Genomic DNA, 15,343 nt, shown 5'->3' on the forward strand with positions numbered 1-15,343 from the left:
CACTACCAACTAACTACAACCTACCATGGATCAGCGCATTATCAATCTCTATGACGAATACACCCATGCGCCGCTTTCGCGCAAAGAGTTCATCAATCGCTTAGCCAAACTCACGGGTAGCCTGGCGCTGGCCATGACAGTTCTGCCGCTGCTGGAAAACAATTACGCCAACGCCGCCACCGTGGTCCCCGACAAAGACCTGAAAGCCGAGGACATCACCTACCCCGGTGCCGAAGGCGTGACCATGAAAGCGTTCCAGGTTAAACCTGAAGGAAAGAAGTTGGGCACTGTCATGGTCATCCATGAAAACCGAGGACTCAACCCGCACATCAAAGACGTGGCCATGCGCGTGGCCCAGGCAGGATTTCTGGCCATCGCGCCAGATGCGTTGTCGGTGTTTGGGGGTACGCCCGCCAATGAAGATGAAGCCCGCGGTTTGTTCGCGAAACTAGATGCCAAACAGAACATCACCAACTTCGTGAAAGGCCTGGAGTACCTGGAGAAGCACAAAAACGGCAACGGCAAAACCGGCGTGGTAGGTTTTTGTTGGGGCGGGGCTTTGGCCGCGCAAATGGCCATCCATTCGCCGTCCCTAGATGCCGCCGTGGCGTATTACGGTCGGCAACCAGAGGCAGCAGACGTGCCCAAAATCAAAGCCGAATTCATGGCGCACTACGGTGGTCTTGACGAACGTGTGAACGCTGGAATCCCGGCTTTTGAAACGGCTTTGAAAGCGGCGGGTACTAAGCACCAATTGTTTGTCTATGAAGGGGCCAACCACGCGTTCAACAACACCTCTTCGCCCACGCGCTACCATGAAGCAGCCGCCAAATTGGCCTGGGACCGCACGTTGGAGTTGTTTAACAGAAAGCTGAAGTAAGAAATTGTTCCTGATATTTATAGAATTGCATGTGTCAGTTTAATATGTTAGTGACAAAGTCGCCTTTCAACGCTGTCCAGGTAAAGTTGATAGCAGCAGATCACGGGCTCAACTTTGTTGAATACACTTTAACTGCATCTAACATTTCAGTTGAAGCAAAATTCCATCTGACAAGGACCAAAGACTGCGACTGTGATTCTGTTTTAGGAAAAAAGCATAAGGCAAACCCGGAAGTTCTTAACTGGGACAAGGAACGGAGTAAATTGGAACGAAAGCGTTTCTCGGAAAACAGAATTGCGTTGCTGATAACGCAGAAGCAGAAGGTGTACGAAGATAGAATAGCTCAAGAAACCATAAGTGATGCGGAAGAAACTAAAACGTGGCTGAGCTTTTTGAACGATTCGCGCTTAAAAACTTCCCTGCCTGAAATCGGAATTATGTATCACCAGTTTTCGGGGATGATCACAAATGAAAAGGTAAACGTCTTATCTGAAGTATCTTTGCCTGTCTCCAAACTTGATTCTGATTTTTTAAAAGAGTTAAAGGAAGATGAAGCGGTTTGGATAAAACTTTAATCCTTCAGACTTTTAGTTTCAAAACAAGAACTATACACATGCCTTATACTCCTTCCCCCGCCCGTTACAGCACCATGGACTACCGCCGGTGCGGCAACAGCGGTCTTAAATTACCGGCACTTTCGCTGGGCTTGTGGCACAACTTCGGGCACGTAGATGTGCTGGAGAATTCCCGCCAGATTCTGCGTGAAGCCTTTGACGCGGGCGTGACCCATTTTGACCTGGCCAACAATTACGGTCCGCCACCTGGCTCCGCCGAGGAAAACTTCGGAAAAATTCTGAAGGAGGATTTTGGAAACTATCGCGATGAGGTGATCATTTCTACCAAGGCCGGCTACAAGATGTGGGAAGGGCCTTACAATGACTGGGGCTCCAAGAAATACCTGGTCGCCAGCCTGGACGCCAGCCTACAGCGCATGGGTCTGGATTACGTAGACATTTTTTACCACCACCGGCCAGACCCCGACACGCCGCTGGAAGAAACCATGGGCGCCCTGGATTTACTCGTTCGGCAGGGAAAAGCGCTGTACGTGGGCATCTCCAATTATGAAACGCCCGAGGCCCGCCGCGCCATTCAACTTCTCAAGGAATTGGGTACGCCGTGCCTGATTCATCAGCCCAAATACTCCATGTTTGTGCGGTGGGTAGAGGAAAGCCTGCTAGATTTGCTGGAGGAGAAGGGCGTGGGCTGCATTCCGTTTTCGCCGCTGGCGCAAGGTTTATTGACCAACAAGTATTTGAAAGGAATTCCGGAAAACTCCCGCGTGGCCAAACCGCACGGATTTTTGAAAGAAGAAGACCTCACCGAAGGCCGTCTGCAGCAGATCCGGCAGTTGAATGACCTGGCGCAAAACCGAGAGCAGTCGTTGGCGCAGATGGCCTTGGCCTGGCTGCTGAAAGACCCGCGCGTGACCTCGGTACTGATTGGGGCCAGCTCGCCGGCTCAGTTGGCAGATTCGCTCAAGTGCATGCAGAACACCACCTTCAGCCCAGATGAATTAACGCAGATTGAACAGGTGCTGGCGCAGAAGTAAAACCTTATTTTCCGTTTTCGGGCTCAATTCAGGAAATGAGGCCGAAAACGGAAAAGCTTTTTGTCCCGGCCTTTACATGCCAAATTTTTAACTCCCCGAACTAGATGAACCGTCTCACTTTTCTTGTTTCGTGCTTTTTTGTGGTGCTGGGTGTAAGCGCCTGCAAAACAACAACTGGTGCCAACAACCAGAAAGAGACGACTTTACGGGTTATGTCTTACAACATCAGGCATGGCAATCCACCCTCCAAACCGAAATTCATAGATTTAGACGCCACCATAGCGGTTATTCGGCAACAGAACCCAGATTTGGTGGCTTTGCAGGAAGTGGACGTGCATACCAAGCGCTCCGGCGGCGTGGACCAGGCCAAAATCATAGCGGAAAAACTGGGCATGTATTACTTCTTCGGGAAGGCGCTGGACTATGACGGTGGCGATTATGGCGTGGCCATTCTGTCAAAATTCCCGCTGCTAGACGCGCAAGTGGTAGCCTTGCCGATTCTGGAGGGAACCAATGCCGAACTGCGGGCGCTGGCCTTAGCGGCAGTGCAGTTGCCCAACGGGCAGAAAATCTGGATAGGCAGTACGCACCTGGACGAGAAAGGCAACCCCGCCAACCGATTAGCGCAATTAGACGCCATTGCCAAAGTTCAGGCCACCTTGAAAGAACCGTTCCTGATTGCCGGCGATTTCAACGCCACGCCGGGCTCAGAATCCATTCAGCGGTTAGACGCGCTGTTCACCAGAACCTGCCAGGACTGCGCGCCCACGTTCCCGGTCATCAACTCTACCAAGGCCATTGACTTCATCGCGTACACGCCAGCGGCCAGATTTACTGTCAAAAGCCATCTGGTCATACAGGAAACCTACGCGTCTGACCATTTGCCTATTGTGGCAGAGTTGGGGCTGAAGTAAGCGTAATCCAAAATTCCCGTTTTCGGGCTCATTTCTGAAAATGAGCCCGAAAACGGGAATTTTTATTTCTGCTGCAACGGCGAAGAATAGGAATACGGAAATGTGCTTTGTTCTGTGCCGCGCTTGGTATTCGGTTTGTCCGTCATGTCAAAATTCAGGGTACCGCCTTTCAATAAGTCAAAATGATCTACCCAATTCTTGTCATGTGTCTTGCCATTCAACTTCAGTTCTTGCACGTAGCGGTTTGCGTCATTGTTTTTAGGAGCTTCAATGACTAATTTTTTACCGTTTTCCAGGGTTAACGTCATTTTGGGGAAGAGCGGCGCGCCCAATACATATTGCGTGGTGCCGGGGCAGACGGGGTAGAAACCCATGGCGCTGAACACGTACCAGGCGCTGGTTTGGCCATTGTCCTCGTCGCCGCAGTAGCCGTCTGGGGTGGGTTTGTACATGCGGTTCATGGTTTCTCGTACCCAATACTGCGTTTTCCAGGGCGCACCGGCGTAGTTATAAAGGTAAATCATGTGCTGAATGGGTTGGTTGCCGTGGGCGTACTGGCCCATGTTGGCAATCTGCATCTCGCGTATTTCATGGATTACAGAACCATAATAACTTTCGTCATACACCGGCGGGAGCGTGAAAACGGAGTCCAGCTTCTTGACGAAGTTTTCTTTCCCGCCCATCAAATCCACCAAGCCCTGCACGTCATGAAACACGCTCCAGGAGTAATGCCAGCTGTTGCCCTCGGTGAACGCATCGCCCCATTTGAACGGGTTAAACGGCGATTGAAAGGTGCCGTCCTGGTTTTTTCCGCGCATGAGGCCGGTGGCCGGGTCAAAGAGTTTGCGGTAATTCTGGCTGCGTTGGGCGTACAGGTCAATCTCGGCTTGTGGTTTTTTTAAGGCTTTGGCCAATTGGTAAATAGTGAAATCGTCATAGGCATATTCCAAAGTTCGGGCGGCGTTCTCGTTGATTTTCACGTCATACGGCACGTAGCCCAATTTCTTGTAATACTCTGCGCCCTTCCGGCCAATGGCTGAAATAGGACCTTCATTGTTGGCACTGTGCACCAAGGCTTCATACAGTTTTTCAATGTCATACCCGCGCAAGCCTTTGATGTAAGCATCAGCCACCACTGAGGCCGAATTGTTGCCCACCATGATATCGGCGTAACCGGGACTGGACCACTCGGGTAGCCAGCCGCCTTCCTTGAAATCATTGATCAGGCCTTCCTGCATTTCTCTGTTGATGCCGGGGAACATTAAATTCAGGAACGGGTACAGCGCCCTAAACGTGTCCCAAAAACCGGTCCCAGCGAAGCGGTAGCCCGGCAAGGTCTCACCAGTGTACGGACTGTAATGCACCACTTTACCGGCAGCGTCCAGCTCGTACATCTTATGCGGGAAGAACAGCGTGCGGTACAGGCAGGAATAAAAGGTGCGTTGCTGTTCGTCAGAGCCGCCCTCCAACTGAATTCGGTTCAAAGTCTGGTTCCAGATTTTGCGGGCTTTCTCTTTAGTTGCGTCAAAATTATCCTTGGCCAATTCGCGGCTCAAGTTCAGTTCGGCCTGCTCAAAACTGATGAACGAGGAGGCTACCCGCAGATTCACTTTCTCTCCTTTACTGGTCTTGAACCCGATGATGGCACCGGAGTGATTAGAGGTCAATTCCAAAGAATCTTTCCCGGCCAAAGCTTTGCCTCTGAACGTGCGTGCCATGGCAATGGGCTTGTCAACATAGATCACAAAGTAGTTTTTGAAGTTCTTGGGGTTGCTGCGGGCGGCGCGGGTGGTGTAGCCTATGATTTTGTTTTCCTTGGGAAGCACTTTGATGTAAGAACCTCGGTCCAGCGCGTCAATCACTATAAATGAACTATCGGCCTGCGGGTAGGTGAACCGGAACTGGGCGGCGCGCTCGGTGGGTGTTATTTCAGCCGTCACGTCATGGTCTGCCAGGTACACGCTGTAATAATAGGGCTTGACAATTTCTGATTTGTGCGAAAACCAGCTGGCGCGGCCGTCCTGGTCAAACTTCATTTTTTTGGTCACGGGCATGATCACAAACTGACCGTAGTCATTCATCCAGGGGCTGGGTTGGTGGGTTTGTTTGAATCCTCTGATTTTGTCGGCGGCGTAGGTGTACGCCCAGCCGTTGCCCATGGTGCCGGTCTGCGGCGTCCAGAAGTTCATGCCCCAGGGCACGGCAATGGTAGGGTAGGTGTTGCCGTTGGAGAGTTCGGGCTTGGAGTCTGTGCCCATCAGCGGGTTCACCAAGTCTGCCAATTCTATGGTGGGTTTGGTTTTCTGCTGCGCATGGAGTGGAGGCAGAAACAAACAAGTGCAGCAGAAAAGAAGGCAAAGGCGGGCGAGAAGGTTCATTGCGTTTTCGGGCTCTGTTTTGGAAATGAACCCCAAAATAGAAGTTTTGCCAGGCATCATTGTCATGTGGCCAGAATTGTTTTTGCCGAAGGTTTCCGTTTTTGGCTTCATTTCTGGAAATGAGCCCGAAAACGGAAAAAGGCAGACGTAACGCCTGCCTTTTTTCTTGGTAGCCCACACGCGCCAGAGGCGAGCGAGTGACATTCTCTTACCTGCGGCCCTGCAATTGGCTGGAGACGTAAGCCACCACGTCGCCCACGGTATTCAGAGGTACTTCGTCTGGAATCTCAATCTTGAAACGCTTCTCCAGTTCCCAAATCACGCTGACCAAATCAAAGGTGTCAAACCCGAAATCCTGGCTTAGGTTGGCGTTGGGTTTTAAGCGTGCGGGACGTATTTTCTTAAGGTTGCTGATGATGGTGATGACCTTCCGGGCAATGGAAGATCTTTCTGCGGTAATCATATTAAAGGGTAGTAAAAGTTAAGAATATGGTTGGGGTAAAATTATATAACAGCTGAAAGCCAGGTATTTCTACCCGTTGGCTCCAGAAAAGGAAAGCATAAAAACGGGCGCAAAATGCGCCCGCCTTTTATCATCATTCATTCTTAGGTGGTATGTACTTAGGCAATGGCTGCGTGGCCATGCTGTTCTTTTTTAGCCTCTAACTCAGCGGTTTCGCGCTCCAGTTCTTCGGCGGTTTTATCAATCAAAACAATCTCGGTTTGCTTGTCCCAGCCAAACTTGGCCAGAATACGGTCAAATCCATAGTAGATAATGGGTACCACAATCAGGGTCAGGAACATAGACGAGCTCAGACCGCCAATCAAGGCCCAGGCCAGACCGTTTTTGGTCGCGGCTACTGAACCACCGGCTAAGGCAATCGGTAACATACCAATCACCATCGCCAGCGTGGTCATCAAGATTGGGCGGAAACGGATTCTCACCGCTTCAATCAGGGCGCTCTTCACGTCATGGCCTTCCTTCTTCATCTGGTTCGTGAAATCGACCACCATAATGGCGTTCTTGGCTACCAGACCAATCATCATGATAATCCCCAGAATGGAGAAGATGCTCAGTGACTGCGCGGCCAAAGCCAGGGCCAGCAAGGCCCCAATAATAGCCAACGGAATAGAGAACAACACCACCAACGGGTACACATAAGAGTCATACAGCGCCACCATGATCAGGTACACGAAGATGATAGATGCCAGTAAGGCAATCCCCAACGTACCGAAGCCTTCGCTCTGGTTTTTAAGGTCACCAGCGTAGTCAACGGTTACGCCGTTCGGAACTTTCACCTCGGCCATCTTAGTCTGAATATCAGCACCCACAGAACCAGACGGACGACCGATTACCTGCGAGTTCACGTTCAAAGACGTCACACGGTTGGTACGCTCCAGCTGTGAAGGTCCGGTAGACTGTTTCACATCTGCGAACTGGCCCAAACGTACCACCCTGCCCTGGTTGTTGATGAAGGAAAGGTTGGCAATGTCGGTTACGTTGCGGCGGTCAAACTCATCCAGACGAATGTTGATGTCATAATCCTCAGTGCCGGAGCGGAAAGTAGCATCTGTGTTTCCGGAGAACGCCATTTGCATACCGGCACCCACGCTTTCCAGGGTCATGCCTACGCTGGCCATCTTGTCGCGGTCCACCACCACCTCAATCTCAGGGTTACCGCCTTCCACAGACACTTCCACGTCAACGGTTCCTTGCACGCCTTCTACCACGTTGGTTACGCGTTTGGAGAAGGCAATCAGGGTGTCAAGGTTAGAACCAGACAGTACGATCTGGATAGGTGCCTGGGCGTTTCCTACCAAGCCTACCGGCACCGGCGTCACTTCCACGTTAGGCAGCTTGCTTTCAATATCGGCTTTCACCTGGCGGCTGAATTCCTGCGTACTGAACAGACGCTCTTTCACGTCAACCAGAGCCACAGAAAGTTCAGATTGGTAAGCCGAAGTCTGACCTGCCTGTGACGATGCCGTGGTACCTACGGTGGTAAACACACGGGTTACTTCTGGTATGGTGCGCAGGTATTCCTCTACTTGCTTGGTGGCGAAGTTGGTCTGCTCCACGGTGGAGTTCTTGGGCAATTCCAGCTGCAAGCTTACCTCACCGCGGTCACCCGCCGGAATAAACTCACTACCAATAAACCCGAACGGCACCAGCATGAACGAGGCCACCAACAGCAGGAACGTTACGCCCAGCGTGATGAACTTGTGGTTGAACGCCCATTTCAGGGTAGCCGTGAAGCCGTCAATGATGTTGTCCAGTTTGCGCTCAAACCACAGGATGAAGCGGCCAAACATGTTTTTGTCAGACACGTGCTCCAGCTTAGAGAAGCGGCTGGCCAGCAACGGAATCAAGGTAAAGGCCACGAAAAGGGAGATCATGGTCGCTACGGCCACTACCACGGCAAACTGCCGCAAAATGTCTGATACCAGACCAGTAGACAAGGCAATCGGCACAAACACTACCACAATTACTAAAGTAATGGAGGTTACGGTGGCCATGATTTCTTTGATACCGTCATAGGCGGCCTGCGCCGGGGTTTTGCCCATTTCCATGTGCCGGTAAATATTCTCAATCACCACAATGGCGTCATCCACCAGAATTCCCACCACCAGCGAGAGTGCCAAAAGCGACATCAGGTTCAGGGAATAGCCCAGTAAGAACATGACAATAAACGTAGCCACCAATGACGCCGGAATAGACACCATTACAATCACGGCGTTCCGCAGCGAGTGCAGGAACAAGAGCATCACTACGGCCACCAGGATCACGGCAATCACCAAGTCATGGATCACGGAGTCAGCGGCTTCCAGGGTAAAGTCAGAACTGTCAGAGGCGATGTTGAATTTCAGGCCTTCTTTTTCGTAGATTTTCTCCAGGTTGGCCAAAGCAGCCTTGGTCTGCGCACTCACCTCTACGGCGTTGGCATCTGACTGCTTCTGGATGGTAATCCCCACCGATGCTTTGGAGTTAATACGGCTCAATACGTCCACGTCTTTCTGGGTGTCTTGCACCTCGGCCAGGTCAGACAAGCGCACGGTTCCGCTTTGGTCAGATTTAATGACCAGGTTGCGCAGTTGGTCCAGGTTCTGGTATTTACCCGCTAAACGCAGCTGGGTTTGGCCGTTCTCGTTCTTGATTCTACCGGTAGGGAAATCCAGGTTGGAGTTCTTGATGCGCTGCTGCACCTGCAGGATGGAGATGCCGTAGGCTTCCAGTCTATCTGCTTTTATGTTCACTTTTATCTCGCGCTCAGAACCACCCAACACTTTGATCTGGGCCATGCCTTGTACGCGGGAAAGCTCTGGCTTGATTTTCTTGTCAATCAGGTCGAAGAATTCGGTAGCCGGCAGGTTGGCCGTGGCCCCCATCTTAATGATAGGCAAGTCATCAAAGTCAAACTTGTTCAGCGTGGGCGGATCAGCGTCTTCAGGCAAACGGGCCAGAATGGCGTTGATCTTCCGCTGGGCGTCCTGCAAGCTCAAGTCCACGTTGGTGCCTTGGTTTAATTGGATGGTGATGATGGAAAAACTTTCTAAAGAGGTTCCTTTCATCTCCTTCACGTTCTCCAGGGCAGACAATGCGTCTTCAATCTCTTTGGTCACCGAGTTCTCCACCTCATTCGGCGAAGCGCCAGGGTACAGCGTGGTAATGGTCAATACCGGCGGGCTGAACTTGGGCAACAACTCGTAGTTGAGGGAGTTGTAGGAGACAACGCCCAGGAGCGTGAGGACTGTAAAGACCACCACTACCAGGGTTGACCGCTGTATAGATATTTTGGTTATGTTCATTTTCTAAACTTCTTCTGTAAAAAGAAAAGGTAATTACTTAAGCGGCGTCACTTGGATGCCTTCGCGCAGGTTAATCTGGCCACTGCGTACCACTTGCTCACCCGGCTGAATGCCGTCCAGGATCTCTACCTGGTCTTGGGTTACAACACCTACTTTCACTTTGCGCAAACTGGCTTTGTTGTCTTTCGCAACCCACACACTTGGGTCTTGAATACTGCCTACAATAGCTTCACGCGGTAATAAAAGGGCGTCACGCTGGGCATTTACCGAGAAGAAAGCAGTGCCGTACATGCCGGCGCGTAGGTTGTTGTTGGCCGTGTTTTTCACTTCAATCTCCACGTCAAACTTCAGGCTGGCGTCTGCGGCCGCACCAATGGCGGTCACGGTGCCTTCGTATTCCTGGGCACCACCGGCGTTGGCGGTCACTTTCACTTTCTGGCCACGGCTAATCAAGAGCACTTCAGACTCAGAGGCTTTCACGTTCAGCTTGAGGCGGTCTACATTCACGATGTCATACATTCTGGTGCCGGCGTTGGCGTTCAGGTATGATCCTACCTCAATGTACATCTCGTTAATCTCGCCGTTGATGGGCGCGGTCACGCGGGTGTTGCCTTGGTTCTGGCGGGCGGCTACCAACTGGGCGCGTGTGGCGTTCACGTTGATCTGGGCTTCCTCTACCTGGCGTTTGGTCACGGCGTCACCGGCAATCAGGTTCTGCATGCGCTCCAGGTCTTTCTGGGCTTTCTGGTAGTTGGCGTTGGCGGTGGCCAGGTTGGCGGCGCTGGTGTTATCTTCCACTTGTAAAAGCAGTTCACCGGCGCGCACTTTGTCGCCTTTGCGTTTGTACACTTTCTGAATCTGGCCAGAAATCTCAGACACCAGGGTCAAACTCTGCACGGGCTTGAAATTTCCCTGCGCCGTGAACGACTTGTCCAGCTTGGCAGAGGAAACCTCGGTTAAGGTCACCGGAATGGCTTCGCTCTTGATTTCAGCAACGGCGGCAGCCTCGGTCATTTCCTTTTTATTGTTGTTCAAGGTATAGGCGACCGCGCCTATGATCAGAACGGCAATCAGGATATAAAGAAGTTTTTTCATTTTTTTAGAGTGTCCTGGGTAAGTGTTATTGGATTAGGTTGTTGATTTCGCCGCGGGCCCTGATATAATTCAGCTGCGCGATTTTAAATTTCAAGCGTTCATTGTTCAAATCTGTCTGGGCTACCCGCAGGCTGGCTTCGGCTTCCAATAAATCTGTCAGCGGCGAAAGGCCTTCTTTATATAACCGGTTGGTGGTGTCATAGACCTCCTGGGCCAGGTTCACGTTGCGCTCCTGGTTCTGAATTGTCAGTTGGCTGGAGTTGATTTGCTTTAAGGCGTTGTCAAGGCCCATTTGCGTACTCAGTGCCAGGTTTTGCATGCTCAGGTCGGTCTTTCTGACTTCCAGTTCGGCTTGTTTCACCTGATTTCTGCGCTGGAAGCCGTCAAAAATGGGAATGTTCAGTTTAACACCTAACACAAACGTGTTAAACCACGGGCGGCTGGTGTCAAAGAAGTTGAACTCCTGGCGCTGCGCGTTGTAGGTGTACTGTCCGAAACCTGCCAAGGAAGGGAAGGCCCGGCCTTTGATGTTTTCCACGTTGAGGCCATACAGTTTCTTCTGGGTTTGCAAGGCCTGGTAGTCAGTACGGTTGGCCAGCACTTCCTGGGCATTGGCGGTGAGCGGCAGCACGGTGGTAGTCAACGAGGCGTCTGCGGCCAGGTCAAACTGCTGGTCCATGGGCATGCCCATGAAGAACTTGAGCGCGTTTTTCTGCTGCTCATAGGCCGCCGACAAAGCTTCGCGCTGGTTCTCCAGGTTGGTTTTGTTGACCGTGATGCGGCTTACGTCCACCTTTTTCGCGAAGTCATTCTCATACTGCAGGGTCAGGATTTTCTCCAGCTGTACCAGGCGGTTGTAGTTGGCCTCAATGGTGTTGAACTGCTCCTTGGTCTGCAAAGCCTGCAAATACGCTGAGCCCACGTTATACAGCACGTCTTCTTTGCTCATCTGGGTGCGCAGGCGGTACAAGTCACGGGTAGTGGCGGCCGCTTCCAGGCCTACAAAATAGCTCTTGCTGAAAATCAACTGAGACAGTTCCAGGCCGCCGGTAGCGTTGTATTTCTGCCCGAATTTCACCGGAACGTAGGTGCCAGGCTGGCCAATGATCTCACCAGGCAAAAGCTGCACCGGAATAGACGGGTACACGCTCAACTGGCCGGTACCATTGATCTGCGGAAGGCCGGAACCCTTGGTCTCACTGATGCGGTACTCGGCGCCCTGCTCATCTAACTGGGCTTGCTGCACGGCAATATTGTTGGTACTGGCAAAAGTGAGCGCCTCTTGCAGCGTCAATACCTTGCCCTGCGGTTGGGTCTGTGCAAAACTGAGGTTCAGGGCTAGCGTCAGCAGGAAACTCAGTAGTAATTGCTTCTTTATCACGGTTTTAGAATTATTATTTGGTTTGTATCTAATTGTTTAGTTCTGAAATAATAGAACCAAACGGGTAAAAAAATTAGGCTTTCCGGTCTTTGAGCCACTTCTCCAGCAGCGCGGGCACTTCCTGTGACAGGAACTCCATGAACTCAATGCGCTCCAGCACTCGCTTGTTCATCTCGAGGTTGGCGTCGCCGCGCAGTTCATTGGCCTGGCGCATGAGCTTGCTGAACCGTAGAATGGAATTCATCTTGCTCACCACTTCCTGGTGCCAGTTCTCCAGCAGCGCGCTGAAATACCGTTTGCGGTCACCGGAGAAGGTGGTGTACTCAATCAGGCGCATTTGCAGCAGCAGGTTGAGGGCATTGCTGGCTGCGCTCTTGCTGATGTTGAGGGCCTCAATGATTTCCTCAAAGCTGAGCTGTGGTTGGTCTGAGATGTACAACAGCCCCATTACCCGGCCAGTCACCGGCGGAAAGCCCTGCTGCTCATGGTAAATGCCCATTTTCTCAATAAGCTGTTTTTGTTCTGAGGTTAAAATAGCCACGGTTCTTGAGTTGGTTTGGAATAAGAACGCTGCAAAGGTAAGAGTTAGTTTCTTTAGTTCTTAATTTTGAGAACTAAATTTTATATCTTTTTTTTCAGTTCCTTTTTCCGGCCGCGAAGGTAGGGTAAAAACCAATTTATGTTTCTTAAGTTTTCCTGTTTTTTTCTGTTTTAGGGCTCATTTCCAGAAATGAGCCCCAAAACAGAAAAGAGCCACCTCCCGCAGGAAATGGCTCTCTTGTTCACAGATGATGGTCCTCCTGGCAGGCAGGAACATACAACCACAGAAATATTAGCAGTCGTTCCGGACGGGTACCGGCACGGGCTGCAGTTTACGGCCCATCAATTTAGAAACTAATTCTGTCAACAACTCTGCAAGTGACATATGTACGGAACGGAACATGGTGGTCTCAGGTAAAAGTAAAGGGTCAAACAAAAAACGGACTATCTCCTACGGGAGAAGGCCATTGCCCTGGAGTTTCTGTTCTAACGCATTTTGCGGGAACTTAGCGTAAGATCGCTAAATTAAATTCAGAAAGAAACCTCTTCAGACAATTAAATGCTTTACTGCAAGAACTATACCACAAGCAGGTTTCCTCGCCCGTACTTGTTGAAGGACTTTTAGGGGCTGGCCTATGGCAAAATCAGTGGAGCACAGCAGGAGAACCCAAATTGCTGGCTATTGTTTTCCTTCGTCTCTGTGAGGTAAAAGGGTGTTCCCCTGTTTTCGGGCTCATTTCTGAAAATGAGCCCGAAAACAGGGATGGTATCTCGTTGGTTGTTATTATTCAAAGAAAATCAGGGCGTTATTGAATTATATAGAGGAAGCGTAATTTTAGGCAAGGTGTTTGCTTTTTTAGAAGCAAGCGAAAAACCAGGCCAAGGCGCTTGCCCGGCTGTTCGCGCATCCCGTACTTTTAACGAACAGATACCCATGAAAACACTTCTGCACAACCTGTGGGCGCTGGGGCTGGTGGCCTTTCTAGCGTTCAGCGGCCTGACTTCTCAGCAAGCCCAGGCCCGGCCCGGCGACCGGGTTTCCTTCCAGGTGTTCTATGATCAGCTGAGCCCGCACGGCCGCTGGATCCAGGACGCCGAATACGGCTACGTGTGGTCGCCCCGCGTGGAGCGCGATTTTCAGCCGTACGCCTCCCGGGGCCACTGGGTCATGACCGAATACGGCAACACCTGGGTCTCAGACTATGACTGGGGCTGGGCCCCGTTCCATTATGGCCGCTGGGTTTATGACGACTATGACGGCTGGCTCTGGATTCCGGGCAATGAGTGGGGACCCGCCTGGGTAGACTGGCGCCACAGCAACGGGTATTACGGCTGGGCGCCCATGGGCCCACGCGTGACCTACATAGTGCCTGTCAACCGCTGGGTGTTTGTACCGGTCATGTATATTTCAAGGCCGCGCATCTACTCTTATTGCGTGCCCAGAACCCGCGTGGTCAATATCTACCACAACACCACCATCATCAACAACTACTATGAGCGCGACAACCGCAAATACGTGTATGGGCCCAGAACCCAGGACATTGAGCGCGCCACCAACCGCAAGGTAACCGTGCACCGCGTTTCTAACGACTCTCGCCCGGGCAGAACCTCAGTGGCAGACAATTCGGTGCGCATTTACCGGCCAGAGGTAGAAACCAGCCGCCGGGAGCGCGAAGCCCCCGCCCAGGTAGAAGCCCGTGACCGGAACGCTGTTCGCTCAACATTAACAGATACCGGCAACACCAGCGGCCGCAGAGACCGCACCACCCTAGACCGTTCAGGAGCGGGCAGTGACATAACTACCACTAGAACCTCTGAGGCCACCGCCGCGCCAACGGGAACCCGCACCCGCACCAGAACAGAATCTGTACCGGCCACCCGTGACCAGGAAACCAGCCCTGCCCCGGTAAGGGAGCGTGAATCTGGCAGAAGAATGTACCCTGCCCCCGGCACTGCGCAACCAACAGAGCAGAATACTCCGCAACCCCGTACCCGTACTTCAGACGTGAACAGCACCCGGCCCGCCAGAAGTACAGAACCGGCGCCCAGACCAGAGGGAAGTTATTCGCCCAGAGGAACCCGGGAAGCGCCTAGCCAGGCAGCACCTGTGTCTCGGTCAAGGTCAGAAGTAGCTCCGGCGCCCCGGTCTACCCCGGCCCCGCGCTCAGAAGCCCCGGCCAGCTCCACTGGCGGTGGAAGAAGAACCAGAAACTAACCTTGAAATTCAGTGAAAATGAAAAAGCCGCACTCCAGAGAGTGCGGCTTTTTCTGTGCCTAAAATAATGGGGGATGCTATGTGATTACAGAAAGAAGACCACTACCAGCAGTAAAGCCACCGCCAGCAGCACCAGCAGGTAGAACGCCCATACCTCGGCCGCTGAATAATCTTCTTGGTCAGCAGGCAGCACCAGGGCCAAAAAAGACCGCCAAACATTCTTGACCGTCAGGCTTTTGTGCTGTGCTTTGCGGTAATATAGAAGTTTTAACAGATACGGCATTGGTTGATTTCCTACTTCTTAAAAACGAACATTGAACAAAGAATACCTATTGACAAAAGAAACCAGTATCACTGGGGGAGATGATAGGGGGCCGGTTTCTTTTGTCAGTTGTCAATAGGTATGTACAAATGTATCTGGACCTTGAATGATAAAAGAGGAAAGAACAGGTTAAAACGTAACATGCGCTTTTAAGCCTGTTTAAGAGTGTTAGCCTAGATTAAACGCGTTTTGATGGAGTTTA

General features: G+C 51.7%; 12 protein-coding genes. 5 read left to right on the top strand and 7 right to left on the bottom strand.

The window, feature by feature from the left end:
• The first annotated feature begins 25 nt into the window (after positions 1-25).
• The 4 genes from IMY23_RS00920 to IMY23_RS00935 all read left to right on the top strand — a co-directional run bounded on the left by IMY23_RS00920 (position 26) and on the right by IMY23_RS00935 (position 3,403).
• Positions 26-880 (top strand): dienelactone hydrolase family protein, encoded by an 855-nt coding sequence (locus IMY23_RS00920; RefSeq protein ID WP_192820249.1) that lies wholly within the window; start codon positions 26-28, stop codon positions 878-880.
• Between the two features lie 44 nt (positions 881-924).
• Complete coding sequence (locus IMY23_RS00925) at positions 925-1,455, top strand: hypothetical protein (protein ID WP_192820250.1); 531 nt, start codon at positions 925-927, stop codon at positions 1,453-1,455.
• Between the two features lie 38 nt (positions 1,456-1,493).
• Positions 1,494-2,489: an L-glyceraldehyde 3-phosphate reductase gene (gene mgrA / locus IMY23_RS00930; protein ID WP_192820251.1), complete on the top strand. Its 996-nt coding sequence runs from the start codon at positions 1,494-1,496 to the stop codon at positions 2,487-2,489.
• A 104-nt stretch (positions 2,490-2,593) separates the two neighbouring features.
• Positions 2,594-3,403 (top strand): endonuclease/exonuclease/phosphatase family protein, encoded by an 810-nt coding sequence (locus tag IMY23_RS00935; protein WP_225986365.1) that lies wholly within the window; start codon positions 2,594-2,596, stop codon positions 3,401-3,403.
• A 62-nt stretch (positions 3,404-3,465) separates the two neighbouring features.
• Here the strand turns inward: IMY23_RS00935 and IMY23_RS00940 are convergent, their stop codons facing one another.
• The 6 genes from IMY23_RS00940 to IMY23_RS00965 all read right to left on the bottom strand — a co-directional run bounded on the left by IMY23_RS00940 (position 3,466) and on the right by IMY23_RS00965 (position 12,605).
• Positions 3,466-5,781, bottom strand: a complete 2,316-nt coding sequence (locus tag IMY23_RS00940; RefSeq protein ID WP_192820252.1) for a GH92 family glycosyl hydrolase — start codon at positions 5,779-5,781, stop codon at positions 3,466-3,468.
• Positions 5,782-5,989: 208 nt separating this feature from the next.
• Positions 5,990-6,244: an acyl carrier protein gene (locus tag IMY23_RS00945; protein WP_192820253.1), complete on the bottom strand. Its 255-nt coding sequence runs from the start codon at positions 6,242-6,244 to the stop codon at positions 5,990-5,992.
• 158 nt (positions 6,245-6,402) lie between these two features.
• On the bottom strand, positions 6,403-9,588 hold the full coding sequence (locus IMY23_RS00950) for an efflux RND transporter permease subunit (protein ID WP_192820254.1): 3,186 nt from the start codon (positions 9,586-9,588) through the stop codon (positions 6,403-6,405).
• 33 nt (positions 9,589-9,621) lie between these two features.
• Positions 9,622-10,683, bottom strand: coding sequence for an efflux RND transporter periplasmic adaptor subunit (locus tag IMY23_RS00955; protein WP_192820255.1), 1,062 nt, complete (start codon positions 10,681-10,683; stop codon positions 9,622-9,624).
• A 25-nt stretch (positions 10,684-10,708) separates the two neighbouring features.
• Complete coding sequence (locus tag IMY23_RS00960; protein WP_370589771.1) at positions 10,709-12,064, bottom strand: TolC family protein; 1,356 nt, start codon at positions 12,062-12,064, stop codon at positions 10,709-10,711.
• Between the two features lie 73 nt (positions 12,065-12,137).
• The gene (locus IMY23_RS00965; protein ID WP_192820256.1) at positions 12,138-12,605 is read right to left on the bottom strand and encodes a MarR family transcriptional regulator; all 468 of its coding nucleotides are present in this window, start codon (positions 12,603-12,605) and stop codon (positions 12,138-12,140) included.
• Between the two features lie 933 nt (positions 12,606-13,538).
• On the opposite strand from IMY23_RS00965, the gene IMY23_RS00970 reads away from it, so the two are divergent.
• Positions 13,539-14,819 (top strand): DUF6600 domain-containing protein, encoded by a 1,281-nt coding sequence (locus IMY23_RS00970; RefSeq protein ID WP_192820257.1) that lies wholly within the window; start codon positions 13,539-13,541, stop codon positions 14,817-14,819.
• 85 nt (positions 14,820-14,904) lie between these two features.
• On the opposite strand, the gene IMY23_RS00975 is transcribed toward IMY23_RS00970, so the two are convergent.
• On the bottom strand, positions 14,905-15,102 hold the full coding sequence (locus IMY23_RS00975) for a hypothetical protein (protein ID WP_192820258.1): 198 nt from the start codon (positions 15,100-15,102) through the stop codon (positions 14,905-14,907).
• Between the last annotated feature and the right edge of the window lie 241 nt (positions 15,103-15,343).

The sequence above is a fragment of the Rufibacter sp. LB8 genome (assembly GCF_014876185.1).
GTDB lineage: Bacteria > Bacteroidota > Bacteroidia > Cytophagales > Hymenobacteraceae > Nibribacter.

Bases quoted from the DNA above. Each gene is read 5' to 3' on its own strand.
- IMY23_RS00945 (WP_192820253.1), bottom strand. From the start codon at position 6,244: ATGATTACCGCAGAAAGATCTTCCATTGCCCGGAAGGTCATCACCATC.
- IMY23_RS00920 (WP_192820249.1), top strand. From the start codon at position 26: ATGGATCAGCGCATTATCAATCTCTATGACGAATACACCCATGCGCCG.
- IMY23_RS00975 (WP_192820258.1), bottom strand. From the start codon at position 15,102: ATGCCGTATCTGTTAAAACTTCTATATTACCGCAAAGCACAGCACAAA.
- IMY23_RS00935 (WP_225986365.1), top strand. From the start codon at position 2,594: ATGAACCGTCTCACTTTTCTTGTTTCGTGCTTTTTTGTGGTGCTGGGT.
- IMY23_RS00970 (WP_192820257.1), top strand. From the start codon at position 13,539: ATGAAAACACTTCTGCACAACCTGTGGGCGCTGGGGCTGGTGGCCTTT.
- IMY23_RS00955 (WP_192820255.1), bottom strand. From the start codon at position 10,683: ATGAAAAAACTTCTTTATATCCTGATTGCCGTTCTGATCATAGGCGCG.
- IMY23_RS00950 (WP_192820254.1), bottom strand. From the start codon at position 9,588: ATGAACATAACCAAAATATCTATACAGCGGTCAACCCTGGTAGTGGTG.
- IMY23_RS00925 (WP_192820250.1), top strand. From the start codon at position 925: ATGTTAGTGACAAAGTCGCCTTTCAACGCTGTCCAGGTAAAGTTGATA.
- IMY23_RS00940 (WP_192820252.1), bottom strand. From the start codon at position 5,781: ATGAACCTTCTCGCCCGCCTTTGCCTTCTTTTCTGCTGCACTTGTTTG.
- mgrA (WP_192820251.1), top strand. From the start codon at position 1,494: ATGCCTTATACTCCTTCCCCCGCCCGTTACAGCACCATGGACTACCGC.